Origin of the sequence: Haladaptatus sp. R4 (assembly GCF_001625445.1) — an archaeon.
GTDB lineage: Archaea > Halobacteriota > Halobacteria > Halobacteriales > Haladaptataceae > Haladaptatus.
In genome coordinates, this window is the sequence record NZ_LWHG01000021.1 from 970786 (window position 1) to 987464 (window position 16679).

Annotated in this window: 15 protein-coding genes, 1 tRNA gene and 1 pseudogene; 9 read left to right on the forward strand and 8 right to left on the reverse strand. The window is 60.9% G+C overall.

Translation table 11 applies throughout. From position 1 onward, the window contains the following. Positions 1 to 112: 112 nt before the first annotated feature. The 4 genes from A4G99_RS14560 to A4G99_RS14575 all read right to left on the reverse strand — a co-directional run bounded on the left by A4G99_RS14560 (position 113) and on the right by A4G99_RS14575 (position 4495). Positions 113 to 1360 (reverse strand): MFS transporter, encoded by a 1248-nt coding sequence (locus A4G99_RS14560; protein WP_066144955.1) that lies wholly within the window; start codon positions 1358 to 1360, stop codon positions 113 to 115. A 262-nt stretch (positions 1361 to 1622) separates the two neighbouring features. Next, positions 1623 to 3068, reverse strand: a complete 1446-nt coding sequence (locus A4G99_RS14565; protein ID WP_066144957.1) for a S8 family serine peptidase — start codon at positions 3066 to 3068, stop codon at positions 1623 to 1625. Positions 3069 to 3177: 109 nt separating this feature from the next. Continuing rightward, positions 3178 to 3756, reverse strand: a complete 579-nt coding sequence (locus tag A4G99_RS14570) for a deoxyuridine 5'-triphosphate nucleotidohydrolase (RefSeq protein ID WP_342764478.1) — start codon at positions 3754 to 3756, stop codon at positions 3178 to 3180. A 61-nt stretch (positions 3757 to 3817) separates the two neighbouring features. Continuing rightward, on the reverse strand, positions 3818 to 4495 hold the full coding sequence (locus A4G99_RS14575; RefSeq protein WP_066144961.1) for a hypothetical protein: 678 nt from the start codon (positions 4493 to 4495) through the stop codon (positions 3818 to 3820). Positions 4496 to 4632: 137 nt separating this feature from the next. Between A4G99_RS14575 and A4G99_RS14580 the strand changes: the two genes are divergently transcribed. The 6 genes from A4G99_RS14580 to A4G99_RS14605 all read left to right on the forward strand — a co-directional run bounded on the left by A4G99_RS14580 (position 4633) and on the right by A4G99_RS14605 (position 11184). Then, entirely contained in the window at positions 4633 to 5349 is a 717-nt protein-coding gene (locus A4G99_RS14580; protein ID WP_066144963.1) for a hypothetical protein, read from the forward strand. Positions 5350 to 5480: 131 nt separating this feature from the next. After that, on the forward strand, positions 5481 to 7460 hold the full coding sequence (locus A4G99_RS14585) for an aconitate hydratase (RefSeq protein WP_066144965.1): 1980 nt from the start codon (positions 5481 to 5483) through the stop codon (positions 7458 to 7460). A gap of 523 nt (positions 7461 to 7983) precedes the next feature. After that, the gene (gene rimI / locus A4G99_RS14590) at positions 7984 to 8469 is read left to right on the forward strand and encodes a ribosomal protein S18-alanine N-acetyltransferase (RefSeq protein ID WP_066145297.1); all 486 of its coding nucleotides are present in this window, start codon (positions 7984 to 7986) and stop codon (positions 8467 to 8469) included. Between the two features lie 33 nt (positions 8470 to 8502). Beyond that, positions 8503 to 8961 carry a DUF5810 domain-containing protein gene (locus A4G99_RS14595; RefSeq protein WP_066144967.1) on the forward strand — a complete coding sequence of 153 codons (459 nt, stop codon included), beginning with the start codon at positions 8503 to 8505 and terminating at the stop codon, positions 8959 to 8961. 25 nt (positions 8962 to 8986) lie between these two features. Beyond that, positions 8987 to 9397 carry a DUF5809 family protein gene (locus A4G99_RS14600; RefSeq protein WP_066144970.1) on the forward strand — a complete coding sequence of 137 codons (411 nt, stop codon included), beginning with the start codon at positions 8987 to 8989 and terminating at the stop codon, positions 9395 to 9397. 53 nt (positions 9398 to 9450) lie between these two features. Further along, on the forward strand, positions 9451 to 11184 hold the full coding sequence (locus A4G99_RS14605; RefSeq protein WP_066144972.1) for an acyl-CoA dehydrogenase family protein: 1734 nt from the start codon (positions 9451 to 9453) through the stop codon (positions 11182 to 11184). Positions 11185 to 11193: 9 nt separating this feature from the next. Here A4G99_RS14605 and A4G99_RS14610 read toward each other — a convergent pair whose 3' ends face one another. Together A4G99_RS14610 and A4G99_RS14615 are read right to left on the reverse strand one after the other, a co-directional pair. Further along, complete coding sequence (locus tag A4G99_RS14610; protein WP_066144975.1) at positions 11194 to 11640, reverse strand: metal-dependent transcriptional regulator; 447 nt, start codon at positions 11638 to 11640, stop codon at positions 11194 to 11196. Positions 11641 to 11718: 78 nt separating this feature from the next. Then, positions 11719 to 12336: a DUF309 domain-containing protein gene (locus A4G99_RS14615; RefSeq protein ID WP_066144977.1), complete on the reverse strand. Its 618-nt coding sequence runs from the start codon at positions 12334 to 12336 to the stop codon at positions 11719 to 11721. A 361-nt stretch (positions 12337 to 12697) separates the two neighbouring features. Here A4G99_RS14615 and A4G99_RS14620 point away from each other — a divergent pair. After that, positions 12698 to 13449, forward strand: a pseudogene (locus tag A4G99_RS14620) (class I SAM-dependent methyltransferase). A gap of 499 nt (positions 13450 to 13948) precedes the next feature. On the opposite strand, the gene A4G99_RS14625 reads toward A4G99_RS14620, so the two are convergent. After that, a tRNA-Arg gene (locus A4G99_RS14625) sits at positions 13949 to 14021 on the reverse strand. Positions 14022 to 14185: 164 nt separating this feature from the next. Here A4G99_RS14625 and A4G99_RS14630 point away from each other — a divergent pair. After that, a complete protein-coding gene (locus A4G99_RS14630) occupies positions 14186 to 14767 on the forward strand; it encodes a hypothetical protein (RefSeq protein WP_066144979.1) in 582 nt (193 codons plus the stop codon). Between the two features lie 178 nt (positions 14768 to 14945). Continuing rightward, entirely contained in the window at positions 14946 to 16382 is a 1437-nt protein-coding gene (locus tag A4G99_RS14635; protein ID WP_066144983.1) for a single-stranded DNA binding protein, read from the forward strand. Between the two features lie 21 nt (positions 16383 to 16403). Here the strand turns inward: A4G99_RS14635 and A4G99_RS14640 are convergent, their stop codons facing one another. Further along, the gene (locus A4G99_RS14640; protein ID WP_066144985.1) at positions 16404 to 16610 is read right to left on the reverse strand and encodes a hypothetical protein; all 207 of its coding nucleotides are present in this window, start codon (positions 16608 to 16610) and stop codon (positions 16404 to 16406) included. Between the last annotated feature and the right edge of the window lie 69 nt (positions 16611 to 16679).

A 16679-nucleotide genomic window follows, 5' to 3' on the forward strand; every position in this document is an offset into this window, starting at 1 on the left:
TCGACGTTAATTGTATCTATGAGATGTTGATAGTATAATGTATTCTATGGATGGGAAATATTCGACTTTGGGACACATCGGTACGTTGGTGGATTGGAGCCGTCAGTGGTCGCTACCACTGTGTCAGCGCCTTCGTCCCGTGGGAGTACGACAGTACGCCGAGGAACGTCAGGACGCCGGAAATGGCGGCAGCGCCGCCGAAATAGAACACCCACTGGATACCCGGTCCGGTCGTCAGTATTCCGGCGAGAATCGGCGCGAGGATACTCCCCGGCCGCCACACCAAATCCCGAACGCCGAAACTGCTCGCCACGCCGCCGCCCTCGACCCCTTCGTCGGCGAACAGCGCCATGCTAGCCGGTTCGCGGAAGCTATCGGCGATGCCGAGAAGCGCGTTCAACCCCACCAGGGGGAGGAACGCGGGCGAGAGTTGCCCGAGGATCGGAAACATCGACGGAAGTCCGAGCGTCCGACCGATGGCCGGTGAGAACGGAATACAGAGCGCGACGAGTCCGTACAGGCCGCCGCCGCAGAAGACGAACAGAGCGCGGCCGTATCGGTCTGAAAGGCGTCCCGTGTGGGGTTGAAACAGCATGTTCGTGAACTTCTCCGAGATGAGAACGGCGCTGACGGCGAGCGCCGCGTAGGCCAACCCACCCTGAGACGCCTTCAGTCCCGCGTATACGACGACCCAGTTTCGAACCATCGTTACCGCGACGGCGTACTGGGAGCGGAAACTCGTCAGCGTCAGGAGTTTGCGATTGAGCGCCAAATCCGAGAACGGAAAGCCTTCGATTCGCGTGTCGTCGGGTTCCACGAACAACAACACGCCGAACAGCGCCGGAACCAGCAGGGCGACGATAACCCCGAACACCACGTCGAACCCGTACTGTTGATACAACGTCGCGGCCGAAATAGACCCGAGGATGGACGCCGCGAACCGCGCCGAATTGGCTTTCCCGATATGGTTCGCACGCGTGTCGGCCGTCGAGAGTTCACCGACGAGCGCGAGCGTGATGAGGCCGGTTCCGGTCAGGGCAACCCCTTGGAGCGCACGCGCGGCGATGAAGCCCCAACTGCTCTCCACGAACGGAAACGCGACGTAGGCCGCGATGGAAACCACGATGCTTCCAAGCAACACGGTTCGTTTGTCGTATCGGTCGCCACCCCACGCAAGCGGGACGACGGCGATCGACTGTGCGGCGGTCAGTCCGGAGACGAACAATCCGACGACGACGCCCGACTGGGGATTCAAAACGTTGAGATACGTCGGGAGGAGCGTCGCCAGCGTGATGAATCCGAACCCGGCGGCGAATCGGGTGAGATAGAGTGCGTAGAACTGAACGCGGTTTTTGTTCACGGTTCTAACTGTGAACAACCCCGCAAAACACCTTTCGTTTCGAAACCCACCCGTCGCTATCGTCGACGCGAGTGCTCGCTATCGGAACTCGACGCTGGTGAGTTACGATTCACGACAGTCCGGACAGAGGCCGCCTTCGAGATAGATTTCGAGCAACTTTTCGCCGCATTCGGAACATCGTTTCAGTACGTCTTTCTCCGCCACGTTCGCTCAGGACGAAATCGAAATCCGATAAAAATAGGCGTGTCGATTTTCCCCATCCTCAGTTACTCACGAGACTCACGTCGCCGTACGTACCGAGGGAACCGTTCTCGGCACGGGTTACCGAATCGACGGCGTCCACGAACCCGGTTCCGATGTTCCACGCGGTGTAGTTGTCGTGTGTGTCCTCCGCCTCGGCCGTGAGGGTATTGAGTAGTTCCAGCGGGCTGATGTCGCCGTTGTTGTTCTTCCGATAGGCGTCGACGACGAGCGTGGCGATTCCCGCGACCATCGGCGTCGCCATGCTCGTCCCGCTGATGGTTGCATACCAGAGCCGACCATCCTCCGGGCTTTCTGCCTGTAGCGCGTCATCGGGCGACATCGTACTGACTATCTCGTTGCCCGGTGCACCGATACCGGGACGGTAGATTCCGTACGGTCCGGAACTCCCACCGCCGTCGTGATACGCCGTGAGATTGTCGAGTGCGGTTTTCCGGTCCCAGTTGTCCGGGGTGTTGGTGCTATCCTGTTTCCGACCACGGGACGAAAAGTCGGTCACGGTCTTGTCGTCCTTCGTCGCCGCGACGCCGAGGACGTGCGGCGCTTTCGCGTACTGATTGAGCGTGTTCGTGTCCGGTCCGCTGTTGCCCGCCGCGAACACCGGCAGTAGCCCCGCTTGGTAGGCGTGCCACGTCGCGACGTTGAGCGCTTGATCCGGGTGGAACTTCTCGCCGTTCGAGGAACCGTAGGAGTTCGAGACGATTTTTACGTCCGTCGCGCCGCTCTGGACGCGCGACAGCAGGTGGTCGTACGCCGCGGCCGCCTTCACGACTAACAGGCTCACACCCGCGGCGTACACCGTCAGGTTCGCATCCGGAGCCATCCCTCGCTGTTTCCCGTCGCTCTTCGTCCCGTCGCCCGCGATGGACCCCGAGCAGTGGGTTCCGTGCCCGATCGTGTCGGTATCGAGAACGCTCGCGCGGGTCCACAACGTCGGTGAGTCGAGCGGGTTACCGACCCACTGCCAGTTGGCGACGAGACTGGATTCGAGGTCCGGATGGTCGCCGTCCACACCCGAGTCGATGACTGCGGTGTGCACGTCGGTCCCGGTATACCCGAGGTCCGATTGCACGTCGTTGGCTCCCGTAACTTGCCGACTGTCGTCGTTGTAGTAGTCCAACTCGACGTTCTTTCGGACGTATCGAACCGATTCCCAGTCAGCTATCGTCTCCAACTGGCTCACCGAAAGTTCGGTATAGCCGATAGGGAGCACGTCGAACTTGTGATAGCCATTAGCAAGGCTCAACGTACCGAGTTGATCCACGTCGTCGTTGCTCTCGAAGACGACGAGAGATTCCTGGAGGAGATCCGTCGTATCGTCGAACGCACCGTCCAGCACACCACCATCCGCCGCCGCTGCCCCGCTGAACGGTATCGTGGACGCAACCGCCGCCGCCCCGGTCCTTTTGAGAAATCGTCGCCGACCTTGTGAGTTGTTGTCAACCATCACAATTTCTGGTTACGATCAAATAAACTAAAGATTTGTTGCCGGTAGTTGAGAATTGAATCGATTGAGATATTCCGTGGGATGAAACGACGTTCGTTCCCGCCGTCACTCAGTCCAAGTTCTCGCGCTGATAGTCGCCGTCGTAGGTTTCGTCGTGGTCCGCCTCTGCGAGAACGAGTTGTGCGATACGTGCACCGCGTTCGAGTTCGATGTCGTGGTGGACCTGCAACAATCCTTCACCCTTCCCCTCGTAGCCCGCGTCCCACACCGCCGTGTTGAGCATACACGAGTTACGCATGAGCGACGACCGCGGATAGATGAAGCCGACGTGCCCCTCCGGAATTTCGACCGTTTCGGCGTACTGGACGATGTAGCCACCTTCCGGGAGGTAGTAGTTCTCCGGCGACTTTTCCGTCATCTGCTCGGATTCGATCCGGTGACGGTCGCCGATTTCCTTGTTGTTTCGCCCGATTCGCCCGGAATCCCGTTGTTCGTACACCTTCTCCAGCGTCAGATCGACGCCGTTCGGTTGTATCTGCTGTCTCCGAACCTCCTCGATGTGTTCTGCGACGAACGTTCCGCTCTGGAACATAGGCGGACGGCGTGTCCGAGAAACTAAAGCCGTTACCGTTCTCGCGCAGCGTGCGTGTCTCACACACGCACCATTCACGCATCGTTCACATGTCACTCAGTGGCGGTACCCGTGTCGATCAGTGGCGGTACCCGTATCGATTAGGAACGGTACCGTATCATTCGGCCGAGTCGACGACCGCCCCGTCCGCCATATCGAGTTCCTCCGCCTCAACGACGCCGACGCGGGCGTTCGCTCCGAGTTTGACGTGGTCGCCGACGACTCGCTCCACGTCCACGTAGTCAAGCGCGATATCGCTTCCCTCGATGGACTTCGCTCGAAGGAAACCGTCGGGCCGACGCCGACCGACGACGATGGAATCCCCAATGATGGACGAAACGACCGACTCGCCGACGAGGTTGAGCCGGATGTCGTCCGCCTCGACGTGACCCACCTGGATCGCACCGTGGACCCGCACCGCTTCGGCGTCCAACGTCGCCACTTTGGCCATACCCGAGGTTTCGAACTGATCGACCGTGACCGTCTCCAGTTTCACCGACCCCGAACAATCGAGCGTGTCCGCCTGCGTGGTTCCCCGTACCGATAGCGACCCGGACACGGAGACGCTGTCCGCTGTCACGTCTTCAGCGACTTTTGTCGATCCGGAGACCGTGATGGAATCCACGTCGAGATTACCCCGTATCGTCGCCGAACCCGCGACCTTCGCTCGTTCCGCGTGCGTATCGCCCTTTACCGTAAGGGAGCCCAGAACGCGAACGTGTTCGGCGTCGATGTCGTCGTAGGTGGCGGAACCGAGTACTTTGACCCGGTCGTCCTTCGTGATGGATGGGTTCATCACCCGGGGGTTTGTCGACGGGTGTCATAAATCTATGCACTAGATGTGCGTCCAATGTATGTTTAATGTGTGTTCAATGTGATTTTGATGTGCGTTCAGAGGAAACAGTTATGATACCGGGGACGGTAGCGACTGATATGAGTCGGAACATCCGAATCACCATCGACGACGACGAAGTGTTCGAACGGCTGAAACACCGAAAGCGCGAGTTGGACCTGTCGTGGGAGGAGGCGCTTCGACGAGGGTTGGAACGGGGACCCCACGACGACGAGAGGCGAGGGGCCCGTCGGGGAGGAGGGCATAAAAGAGGGCGAACGCACGCACGGCAGATGCACGACCAACGGCATCACCGGCATCGCGGGCGCGAACGACACGGAAAGGGTCATCCCAGCCCGTTCGACCCAGACTTCGGCGAACAGCTTCGCCGCGGCATCGAGGAATCGGTACAGGAATCCATGCATTCCGTCGAGGAATCGGTGAATGCCGTCCGTGAAGGGTTGGGAACCGAGATCGACCGGTTGGAGGACGCGGAAGACGCCGTCCTCGCGTTTCCGTTCCTCTCCGACGAGCGTGCACAGGTCCCCCTCCGTGTGAACCTCCGGACGAGCGCCGACGGGCTTTCCGTCGAGGTCGTCGCGGTTCGCCGCGGGAAGAACACGGCGGAGACGAACCGGTTCGCCGACGACCACCGAGCGGAGATAAATCGGTGGCTCGCGGACGGGCGGACGGTTCGACTCGAACTACAGAACGGAACCGAAGCCTACGACGTCGTTCCGTCCCTCTCGTGGGGACGGGCCGACGACGATACGCCGATCGTTACCGAGGTCGAAATCGTGGAGGTTCGTTTCGACTAATTTTCGTCGTCTCACCCTTTTGACCGCCCTCATTTTCGCAATGATTGCCTGACGAGAGCCTGATTTACCACGAACGATGAAAACGTAAACACGCGGGATTTATACCTTCGGAGGGTCGATATTCGTCTGATATGGGACAAACACTGACGGAAAAGATTCTCGGCGAGCACCTCGTCGAGGGCGAACTCGAAACCGGTGAGGAAATCGGGATCGAGATTGACCAGGTTCTCACACAGGACACCACGGGGACACTCGTCTGGCTCCAGTTCGAGGCACTCGACATGGACGAAGTCCAGACCGAGATCGCGGCCCAGTACTGTGACCACCAGACCTACCAGTTCGACTTCAAGAACACGGACGACCACCGATTCCTCCGCTCCGCGGCAGGCACGTTCGGTGCACACTACTCCCGTCCGGGTAACGGTATCTGTCACAACGTCCACAAGGAGAACTTCGCCGCACCCGGCAAGACGATGCTCGGGTCTGACTCCCACACGCCGACTCCCGGTGGCCTGGGTGAACTCGCGATCGGTTCCGGCGGTCTCGACGTCGCAGTCGCCATGGGTGGCGGCCCGTACTACATCGAGATGCCGGAGATCGTCAGCGTTCGCCTCGAAGGCGAACTCCCCGAATGGTCCACCGCGAAGGACGTCATCCTCGAGATGCTCCGTCGCCTCTCCGTGAAAGGTGGCGTCGGCAAAATCTTCGAGTACACCGGCCCCGGTGTCGAGACGCTTTCCGTTCCGGAACGGACGACCATCACCAACATGGGCACGGAACTCGGCGCGACGACCTCCATCTTCCCGACGGACGAGAAGACCGAGGAGTGGCTCAGCGCCCTCGGCCGCGAGGACGAGCACGTCGAACTCCAGGCCGACGACGACGCGGAGTACGACGACGAGATCGTCATCGACCTCTCCGAGGTCGAACCGCTCATCGCACAGCCATCGATGCCCGACAACGTCGTCCCTGTCCGCGAAGTCGCCGGACAGTCGGTCGACCAGGTCATGATCGGTTCCTGTACGAACGGTGGCTACGAGGACATCCTCCCCGCCGCGAAGATGGTCGAAGGCCGCACGGTCAACCGGAAGACGGACCTCATCGTCGCCCCGGCATCCAAACAGGCATCCGAGATGCTCGCCCGCGAGGGCTGGGTTGCTGAACTGATGGCGGCAGGCGTCAACTTCTCCGAGGCGACCTGTGGTGCGTGTATCGGTATCGGTCACGTTCCGGCCTCGGACTCCGTTTCCCTGCGTACGTTCAACCGCAACTTCGAGGGTCGCTCCGGTATCGAGGACGACTCCGTCTACCTCTGTTCGCCCGAAGTCGCCACGGCGGCGGCCATCAAAGGCGAAATCATCGACCCGCGCGACCTCGCCGACGAACTCGGCGACCTCGACGCGCCCGGATTCGAGATGGGTAACGACTACGGCACCACCGCCGACGACCCCGACCTCATCGCCCCCGACCAGGCCGTCGACGACGAACTCATCAAAGGCCCGAACATCGGCGACGTCCCGCTGAAGGACGAACTCGAATCCACGCTCGAAGGCCCGGCCCTGCTCAAGATGCAGGACAACATCACGACCGACCACATCATCCCTGCGACGCAGGACATCCTGATGTACCGGTCGAACATCCCGAAGCTCTCCGAGTTCACGCTCTCGCGCGTTGACGACGACTTCGCACAGCGCGCACTCGACTCCGACGGTGGTTTCCTCGTCGCTGGCGAGAACTACGGTCAGGGTAGCTCGCGCGAACACGCGGCACTGTGCCCGATGTACCTCGGCGTGGACGGCGTCCTCGCACAGAGCTTCGCCCGCATCCACAAGGCGAACCTGTTCAACTTCGGTCTCATCCCGCTCACCATCGACGCGGACGACTACGAGAAGATCGAACAGGGCGACGACATCGAAATCGTCGACGACGTTTCGGAAGCGGTCCGCTCCGGCCAGGAAGAGTTCACGGTCAGCGTGAACGGCGACTGGGAACTCACCGCGACGCTCGACGCGTCCGAACGTGAGCGCCAGATTCTCGCCGACGGTGGCAAGCTGCCCCACACGAAGAAGCAAGTCGAAGGCGGCGACGCAGCGGCCTCCGCGGACGACTAGAATCCACCTTTTACGACGGTCGAAAGCCAGCGTTCGGGTCGTTGCGACCCGAACACTGGCAGCCTCCCTGTAAAAGCTGGACCAAAAACACTCCTCTTTCATTTTGACGAACGACTCGCAGAGCGAGTCGTTCGTCTCCATTCAATCGTCGGTTCGGAAAATCTTCGATTTTCCGGAGTCTCAAAATCGCAGGGCGATTTTGATGGCTCGTAAGACCGCAGGTCTTTCGGTGTTGATGCTAGCGACTAGCGGTTGGTCAGTCTACTGTATTGGGTTGGTGAAGCCGACTTCACACAAACGACGGAATCTACACAACCGCTGGCCGCTAGTATTCTTCCGGAAAATCCCTGATTTTCTGGGCCGACGACTGAATGGGGATGGCTGACTCGCAACGCGAGTCAGCCATCGAAATGAAGGAGGAGTGCTTTTGGTCCAGCTTTTTATCGAGGGTCGCTCCGCGACCCTCGCAATAAAAAGGTGGGTGGGCACGAACGCTTTAGTTCTCCGCGTCGAAGTCACACTCGTGACAGCCACTGCGAGCGAGACGGGGTCGATTTCGATTCGCCCCGCCGAAGATGCGGACTTGCTCGCCATCTTCCGCATCGAGAAGGCGTCGTTCGAACAGCCGTGGCCGTTCGCCGCGTTCGAGCGGTACGTCGGCGAGCCGACGTTTCTCGTCGCCACGGACGGGGTGAAGATCATCGGCTACATCGTCGCGGACGTGATTCCGAACCACGGACAGCCACTCGGGCACGTCAAGGACCTCGCGGTGCATCCGTCCCGCCGTGGCGAAGGAATCGGGCGGGAATTGCTCAAGCGAGCGCTGTCCGGGTTGCAGTTCCAGTCAACACACAGCGTGAAGCTCGAAGTTCGGGCGAGCAACGAACCGGCGATTTCGCTGTATCAGGAGTTCGGGTTCCGGTATCTCCGGACGATACCGCAATACTACGGCGATGGTGAGGACGCGCTCGTGATGTTAGTCGAACTCGACCCGGTCGGCACCGAGTGAATCGTTTTTCAATGCGGAAACCGTATCGCACGTATGGGATATGCGTGTCCAGTGTGTGAAACGCCACAGTCGGACGGGGAACATCTCGCCAATCATCTCGCGTTTGCGGCCATTCTCGGGGACGACGAACACGAATCGTGGCTCGACGAGTACGCGCCGGGGTGGAACGAGGACGGTCCCGACGAACTCGCGCCGCGAATCACGGAGTACGCGGACGAAGAGGAGTATCCGCAGGTGTTCGAGGATACGGTCCACGACCACGGTCACGGGCACGACCACGGCCATGGAAACGGTGGACACGGTGGGCACGGACTCGAAGACGAACTCCAGCAAGCCGGTGGCTACGGTCGGGACGCGGCGATGGGTGCCGACGCACAGCGAATCATGGCGGAAGCACGGCAGATGACCGAGCAGATGATGAACGACGAAAGCGAGGGTTCGGAGGACGACGACGCAAACGGAACGGACTCGGCACAGGACGAAAACGAATAGTTCCCCGCCCCGAAACGTATCGCTCATGGAGACGCACGGCGTTTTTTCTCCGGCAACGGAAGCGACCGCACGCGAACAGTACGAGGACGTCGGTCCGGCAGCACAGACCGTCGTCAAGGAAACGGCGAAAGCGATGCGATTCGACAGCGACGAGTACGGCGAGCGGGTGACGAGCGACGTCGTTTCCACCGCGCGGGACGCGCTTTTCGCCTCCCTCCTCGAAACGCACACCGGAACCACGGAGGAGTTCGACGCCGACGTTCCGGACGATTTCGAGAGACACGTGGAGGGCAGTGAAAACGTGGACAGCGTCGCGTGGCACGTCGCACCCGCAGCAGAAACGGTCGTCGCCGTGACGTACCACGAAAAGGAGGAAGCCGCGATTGGAACCCTTCAGCGTATCGCCTTCGGTCGCGTGTACCGGGACATCCTGTAATCGTTCCTCTCGGGACATCGTTTAATTGGCTCGCGCGCGATTCCTTCGTCAGCATGACTGTCGATTACGGGCAATTCGACCGCGGGCGAGGGCTGAACTACTGGCAGTACGACCCGGTACTACAGCACGAAGTCGAACGCACTTACGGCGGTGACCGAGGATGGGCCGAGGAGCGATTCGACGAGTTCGGCGACATCGTCGGAACCACCATCGCGGAGCACTCGGACGACATCGACGAACACGGTCCAGAGCTCCGGCGTTACGACCGGTTCGGCGATGCCGTGAACGAGGTCGAATATCATCCTCACCAGTTCGAAAACGAGCGACTGGTGTACGGTTCGGGTGCTGTCGCCGACTCGTTTCGGGCACCTCCCGAGCAGGACGCCCCGGCGCCCATGCTCCATCACTTGACGATGGATTACCTGCTCGCCTACGCCGACGTGGGGTTGACCTGTCCGGTCGCGATGACGGCCGGTGTCGCGCTCGTGTTGGAACGGTTCGCTGACGGGTCCGAGGGCGACAGTTCCGGTGGCGACGGTTCGCTCTCGGAAACTTTCGACCGACTCACGACCCGCGAGTACGACGACCTGCTCCAAGGCGCGATGTTCCTCACGGAGCGGCAGGGCGGAAGCGACGTCGGCGCGACCGAAACCATCGCGGAGCGCGTCGAGGACGGAAACGGGTGGGAACTCACCGGCGAGAAGTGGTTCTGCTCGAACGTCGATTCCGGAGCGGTTCTCACGCTCGCCCGGCGACCCGACGCACCCGCCGGAACCGATGGACTGTCCTTGTTCTTGGTGCCGGAGACGACCCGTGACGGCGAGGAAAACGAATACACGATTCGCCGCCTGAAGGACAAACTCGGGACGGTCAGCGTCCCGACAGGGGAGGTCGAATTCGACGGCACCGAGGCGTCTCTCGTGGGGAAAATCGACTCGGGGTTCCGCTACATGTCCGAGATGCTCAACCTCGAACGGATCGCGAACGCGTTCGCGTCGTGCGGTCTCATGGGACGGGCGCTGTTGGAGAGCAAGGTTCGGGCGGCCAACCGCGAGGCGTTCGGGAAGGCCATCGACCAGTATCCGCTGATGCGTCGCGACCTGGTCGAGATGGCGGTGGCACACGAAGCGGCGACCGCCTTCACTTTCGATGCCGGGAGGGCGTTCGACCGCTACCAGCGAGGTGACGAGGACGCGTTCGGATTGATGCGACTGCTCGTCCCCATTGCCAAGTTCCGAACGGGACGGATGGCCGTCGACGTCGCCTCGTACGCGATGGAGATCCAGGGCGGCAACGGCTACGTAAACGATTTCGTCACCCACCGTCTTCTGCGCGATGCACAGGTACTCCCCATCTGGGAGGGAACGTCGAACATCCTCTCGCTCGACGTGCTTCGTTCGATGGCACGCGAAAACGCACACGAACCGGCACTGGCCCTGATCCGTGATCGACTCGATGGCGTAGAACACGACGAACTCGCCGACCTCGTGACGACGACGCGCGACGAACTCGGCGGGCTACAGGAGGCGCTCGGGGCGGTAGCGACGGAAGGCGACGACTACGCACAGCACCACGCGAAGGAACTGGCCGACTACGTCTTCGACGTGTACACTGCCGCGTTGTTGCTGTCGGAAGCGGACGGGGAACTCGCGGCAGGAAACGACCGGAAGGCACTCGTCGCCCGTCAGTTCGTCACCGATTCGCTGGGGGAAACCGCCGCACGGGGAATCACGTCGGGCGAAACGCTTCCGTCCGATGCCTTCGAGAAAATCGTCCGCTTCGCCTGAATTCGCCAGTCACTCGGGAGTCGGTTCCGTGTCGCGCACGTCGTCACAGCACTCGTTGTACTCGGTATGTGGTGCGCTACACTCCCCGGTACACGGATGGTTGATACGCTCGCGGATACGCGCGGCCACCTCGTCCGAGAGGGCGTTCCCCATCTCGCGTGCTTCCTCCGGGCTATCGATTTCGAGGTCGGAAAGCAGGAAGTTCTCCGCGAGACAGTGTTTCCACATCACTTCGCGTGCGGTTTCCTCGCCTTCGTCGGTGAGCCTCGCCCCCTTGTACTTCTCGTACGTCGCGAGGTCGCGCGCTTCGAGCGTGGTGAGCATTTCGGTGACGCTGGCGGAACTCACGTCCAACGCCGTTGCCAGTTCGCCGGTTTTGGCCGGACGGCCGGTGCTCTCGCTCACGAGGTGAATCGTGCTGAGATAACGCCCGACGCTCGCGGAAACCTCGCTCATTGTCTGTGCCTAGCGGGAGTCACGACCATAAATCATTCCCAATATCCTGCTCGTGTCTCCGTTTCCGAGCGACGGCATCTACTCGAACAGGCCGTCAACGTCCGTCTCCCGGAACTCCCGTCGTTCGACGTGTTGGGCCAGACGCTGAAAGATCAACGCCCTGTTCTCAGGTTGGCGGACGAAATCCATGACGAACGTGATGAACCGACTTCCTTCGTCGCCCGCATCCAAATCCGTCCGCGCGAACTCGATAGCCCGTTCGAGCACCGACTCATCGTAGCCGAACTCCTCGGCGAAGACGAGTGCGGCGACGGCCGATTCCTCGAAATCGAGGTCGTCGGGACGGAGGACGGCCCCGTCGTCGGTCAAGCGTGGCGGTGCTACCCGCTCGACGTACTCGGGGTCGTCACGAACGGCACGGAGGTAGCTCCGAACCGTCTCGACGTCGACGCCTCGATACTCCTCGGGAAGGTCGCCCAGGTAAGCGGCCGCGCTCTCGGCGAGGCCGCGGATTCCCGTCCAATTCGAGTCCGTCGTGTGGTGCACCACGGCGGTGAACTGGATGAGTCCGTGGAGAAAACGTTCGTCCGCCGTACCGCTGTCGAGGTCCAACCAGTAATCCTCCCACGCGTCGTGGGCGGCGTGAAACTCCCCAGCGTTGTAGATGGCGAGTCCGGCCCGAAGGTAAGTTTCCATACGACTACTCGTTCGTCGAGACGAAAATTCCTTTCCGACGATGAACAGTCACACACCGAACCGAGGAAAACGAACCCCCATGGGACCTGACTGGGTTATCGTCGGGGGTTCGAACCGAGAATGGTTATTTAGCGGCTTTCTTCGCGGCCCATTTCTTCAGATCACGAACGAACAAACGGTAGGTTTCAGTTTTACTCATACACGAGTAAATATTCAGCCGAGATTCAAAAGTGTCCCGGTTCGTACCAGATTTGGCCAGACAAAACATACCACGGTCACCGACCCGTACATCCATCCACATCTTTCCGCGAATATTGGTCAAACGGTAACGGTATTCGCACCGCTCGACGTACCGTCGCGCATGGACGAACTCGAACGGAAGCGGGCGACGACGGATTCGTTCGGCGCCGTGGCCGCTTCCTATCTCGACAGCGACGTTCACCGGGAAGGTGCGGACCTCGAACTCCTCGCGTCGTGGTGCGACGGCGCATCGACAGCCCTCGACGTGGCCTGCGGTGCCGGACACACCGCTGGCGCGCTCGCAGAAACCGCCGACGCCGACACCGTCGTCGCCGCCGACGCAACCCCCGAGATGGTCGAAACGGCGACGGACGCGTTTCCGGTGGTCGGCACCGTCGCCGACGCGGAGCGGCTACCGTTCTCGGACGAAGCGTTCGACGCCGTCACCTGCCGCATCGCGGCCCACCACTTCCCGAACCCGGACGCCTTCGTGTCGGAAGTCGCGCGCGTGCTCGCTCCCGGCGGCGTCGTCGCCTTCGAGGACAACCCATCCCGGACGACGACGAACTGGCGACGTTCTACAACCGGTTCGAACGCCTCCGCGATTCGACTCACGGCGAGGCCTACTCCGCCGCGCAGTGGCGCGACCGGTTCGGCGAGGTCGGATTGTCGGTTGACGAACTCACGACCATGCGAAAATCCCTCGATTACGAGTCGTGGGCCGAACGAACCGATCCCGGAGCGGACGCGCGCGAGGAACTGGACGAACTCGTCCGCGGGCCGGAAGCCGAAGAGGTGTACGACGTGACTGTTGAAGATGGGAACGTGACCGAGTTCAGCAACGAGAAGGTTCTACTGCGCGCGACGAAGTGAGAATCCGACTCACTTCGCTCGTTGGATTCGAGAAGCGTCCTGACGGAGTCCTACGCGAACGGAGTGAGCGTAGGGCCAGTCAGAGCGAAGCTCTGACGACTGTCCCACGCGAACGGAGTGAGCGTAGGGCCAGTCAGGTCGTGAATGAAATGAACGTCCTGACGGAGGTTTACCCGAGTGTAGCGAGGGTAAACCACGTTAGAGCGTGAACGAAGTGAGCGGTCTAACGGAGTTTCACATGAGTGTAGCGAATGTGAGGCCAGTCAGAGCACGAACAAAGTGAGTGCTCTGACGGAGATTTGAACTCTCCGAGACGGTCACGCTCACATCCGCTCGCGCGCTGCGTCTCGTCTGCTCAAAATCTCCGCAGTCGTCATCTTCCTCCACGACTCACGAGAGCCTCGGCTCTCGTGAGTTGGTTCCGTAAGAATGACGTCCTGACGGAGTCCTACGCGAGCGGACGCGAGCGTAGGGCAAGTCAGGTCGCGAACAAAGTGAGCGTCCTGACGGAGATTTGAACTCCGGTCCCTGGCTCCGCAAGCCAAGAGGATAGTCCACTACCCTACCAGGACTCATTCATTCATTTCGCGCTCGGCTTAATAGCGCTTGCGATGTGGTGGCGGTGTGTGGATGCGAGGCAACCACACGATTCGCACCCGGCGGGACTATGAGAATAACTCAAATCGCTATTTTCGTCTACGGGACAGTTTTTAGAATGGGTATAGTATCCGATAGTATGCAACGACGAGACATCCTGAAACGAGCGGGCGCGGCGACGACGGTCGGCATACTGGCCGGTTGTCTCAGTCGAGACGGTGGTAGTCCCGGCGGTTCGGGGTCCGAGAGTACGACGACGACCACCACGACCACAACCACCACGACGACCACGGCGGACGGGACGACGAGCGAAGAGATGACGACGAAGACCGGATCGGAGACCACGACTTCGGCGGGCGACGGCGAGTCGAATCTCAAGGACGGAACGGTGAAGGTCCTCAGTTCGAACTGCGGAACCCCGAAAAACGAGGCGTCCGTCGAAGTCAAGGACTCGCGGATGGTCATCACCGGCACGATAGGAGGAAGCGACTCCTGTGCGATACCCTACCTCAAGAGCACGAAAACCGACGCGAAAACGGGGACGTACATGGTGACGGTCGGAACGAAGCAGAAGAGCGGGACCGTCGGCTGTTCGGAGTGTCTCACCAAAATCGAGTACCGTGCGACGCTCACGTTCGCCGGTTCGGTTCCGAAATCGGTGAAAGTCACCCACGAGAGCATGGGGAAATCGAAAGTGGTCGCGAACACCGACGACAGTTAGTCCAGCGACGGGAACTGACGATCCACGAAAGCGTCATCGAGGCACGGGGCGTAACTTTATCAACGAAAATGCGGCCACTGATAGCTATGATTCGAACCGGATCGGGGTCGGCGGACTTCCGTTCCCCGACACAAAGACAACGCTTAAGCGACGGCCAACCCTGCAACCGAGTACGATTATGGGCGTTATAGACGAGGTACATGGGGACCTCGACGCCGACATCTCTCTGGACGAGTTCCGGGACGCCGTCGAGGAAAAAGTCGAACAGATGGGTGGGCTTGCGGACGAAGAAACCGCCGCAATGCTCATCGCGCACGAACTGGACGAAAGCGAGGTGAACGGCGTCGCCGACATCGAACCCGGCATCGAAGAAGTGAAATTCGTTGCCAAGGTGACGAGCGTCGGCGATATCCGAACGTTCGAACGCGACGGCGACGACGCGGAGGACGGTCACGTCTTGAACGTCGACGTCGCGGACGAAACCGGGTCGATTCGCATCTCGCTCTGGGACGAACAGGCACGGGGCGCGGAGGAGGAACTCGAACCCGGCCAAGTCCTGCGGATCAAGGGCCGCCCGACGGACGGCTACAGCGGAACCGAGGTCAACGTGGATCAAGCCGAACCCGACGACGATACGGAGATCGACGTGCAGGTTCAGGACTCCTACTCCGTCTCCGACCTCTCGCTCGGCCTCTCGGACGTGAACCTTCCGGGTAAACTACTCGACACCGGTACCGTCCGCACGTTCGACCGTGACGACGGCTCCGAGGGCAAAGTCGCCAACCTCACCGTCGGCGACGAAACCGGCCGAATCCGAATCACGCTCTGGGACGAGCGCGCTGACATCGTCGAGGAACTGGAACCCGGCATCACCGTCGAAATCGTGGACGGATACGTCCGCGAGCGCGATGGGAACCTCGAACTCCACGTCGGCAACCGCGGTGCGGTCGAGGAAATCGACGCCGACATCGAATACGTTCCCGAGAGCACGCCGATCGAGAACCTCGAAATCGGCGACACGGCGGACATCACCGGTGTGATTCGCTCATCGGACCCGAAACGCACGTTCGACCGCGACGACGGGTCGGAAGGCCAAGTGAAGAACGTCCGCGTGCAGGACGAAACCGGCGACATCCGCGTCGCGCTCTGGGGTGAAAAGGCCGACCGAGAACTCGCGCCGGGCGACAAAGTCGCGTTCGCGGACGTCTCCATCAAGGACGGCTGGGCGGACGACATCGAAGCCTCCGCCGGATGGCAATCGACCATCTCCGTCCTCGACAACAGTTCCCCGACGGACGCGGCGAACGGAGACAACGACACGAACGAGGCGGAAACCGGACTCGACGCGTTCGGAAGCGACGTCGAAGGCGACAGCGAAGAAACGACGACCGAGACGGAATCCGACTCGACGGCGGACGCGAACACGACCTCGGCCGACGACGGCGAACAGGTCGAGTTCACCGGAACGGTCGTTCAAGCGGGTAACCCTGTCGTGTTGGACGACGGTGAAGAAACGATAAGCGTCGAGACCGATGCCGACGTTCACCTCGGGCAGGAAGTGACCGTTCGCGGCGAGCGTCGTGGTGGGAAACTCGACGCAGAGGACGTGTTCTAACGCGTTTTCGGACGTTCCGAATTAGCTCTGGAACGGCTCTTCGTCGCGGTGATTGTCCTTGTTCTGTTCGTCGGTCGCGGCGTCTTCACGGGCCTGCTTTTGTTCGACTTCCGTCTCGTCTTCGAGTTCCTCTTCGCGGGCCTGTTCGGCCTCGGCTTCCCCTTCCTGTTCTGCTTCGTCTTCCTTTTCCTTCGCCATCGTTCGGTCACGTTCGTGTTGGTCGCTCATCGTGTCCGAGGGTTTGGCGTCGTCGTTTTAATTCGTGATGGCTGCACTGTCGTCCTTTTTATTGTGATA

Excerpts from the sequence above, each read along its gene's own strand:
- A4G99_RS14565 (WP_066144957.1), bottom strand. The coding sequence starts at position 3,068 with ATGGTTGACAACAACTCACAAGGTCGGCGACGATTTCTCAAAAGGACC.
- A4G99_RS14595 (WP_066144967.1), top strand. The coding sequence starts at position 8,503 with ATGGGATATGCGTGTCCAGTGTGTGAAACGCCACAGTCGGACGGGGAA.
- A4G99_RS14585 (WP_066144965.1), top strand. The coding sequence starts at position 5,481 with ATGGGACAAACACTGACGGAAAAGATTCTCGGCGAGCACCTCGTCGAG.
- A4G99_RS14575 (WP_066144961.1), bottom strand. The coding sequence starts at position 4,495 with ATGAACCCATCCATCACGAAGGACGACCGGGTCAAAGTACTCGGTTCC.
- A4G99_RS14615 (WP_066144977.1), bottom strand. The coding sequence starts at position 12,336 with ATGGAAACTTACCTTCGGGCCGGACTCGCCATCTACAACGCTGGGGAG.
- A4G99_RS14635 (WP_066144983.1), top strand. The coding sequence starts at position 14,946 with ATGGGCGTTATAGACGAGGTACATGGGGACCTCGACGCCGACATCTCT.
- A4G99_RS14605 (WP_066144972.1), top strand. The coding sequence starts at position 9,451 with ATGACTGTCGATTACGGGCAATTCGACCGCGGGCGAGGGCTGAACTAC.
- A4G99_RS14610 (WP_066144975.1), bottom strand. The coding sequence starts at position 11,640 with ATGAGCGAGGTTTCCGCGAGCGTCGGGCGTTATCTCAGCACGATTCAC.
- A4G99_RS14640 (WP_066144985.1), bottom strand. The coding sequence starts at position 16,610 with ATGAGCGACCAACACGAACGTGACCGAACGATGGCGAAGGAAAAGGAA.
- A4G99_RS14630 (WP_066144979.1), top strand. The coding sequence starts at position 14,186 with ATGCAACGACGAGACATCCTGAAACGAGCGGGCGCGGCGACGACGGTC.
- A4G99_RS14600 (WP_066144970.1), top strand. The coding sequence starts at position 8,987 with ATGGAGACGCACGGCGTTTTTTCTCCGGCAACGGAAGCGACCGCACGC.
- A4G99_RS14580 (WP_066144963.1), top strand. The coding sequence starts at position 4,633 with ATGAGTCGGAACATCCGAATCACCATCGACGACGACGAAGTGTTCGAA.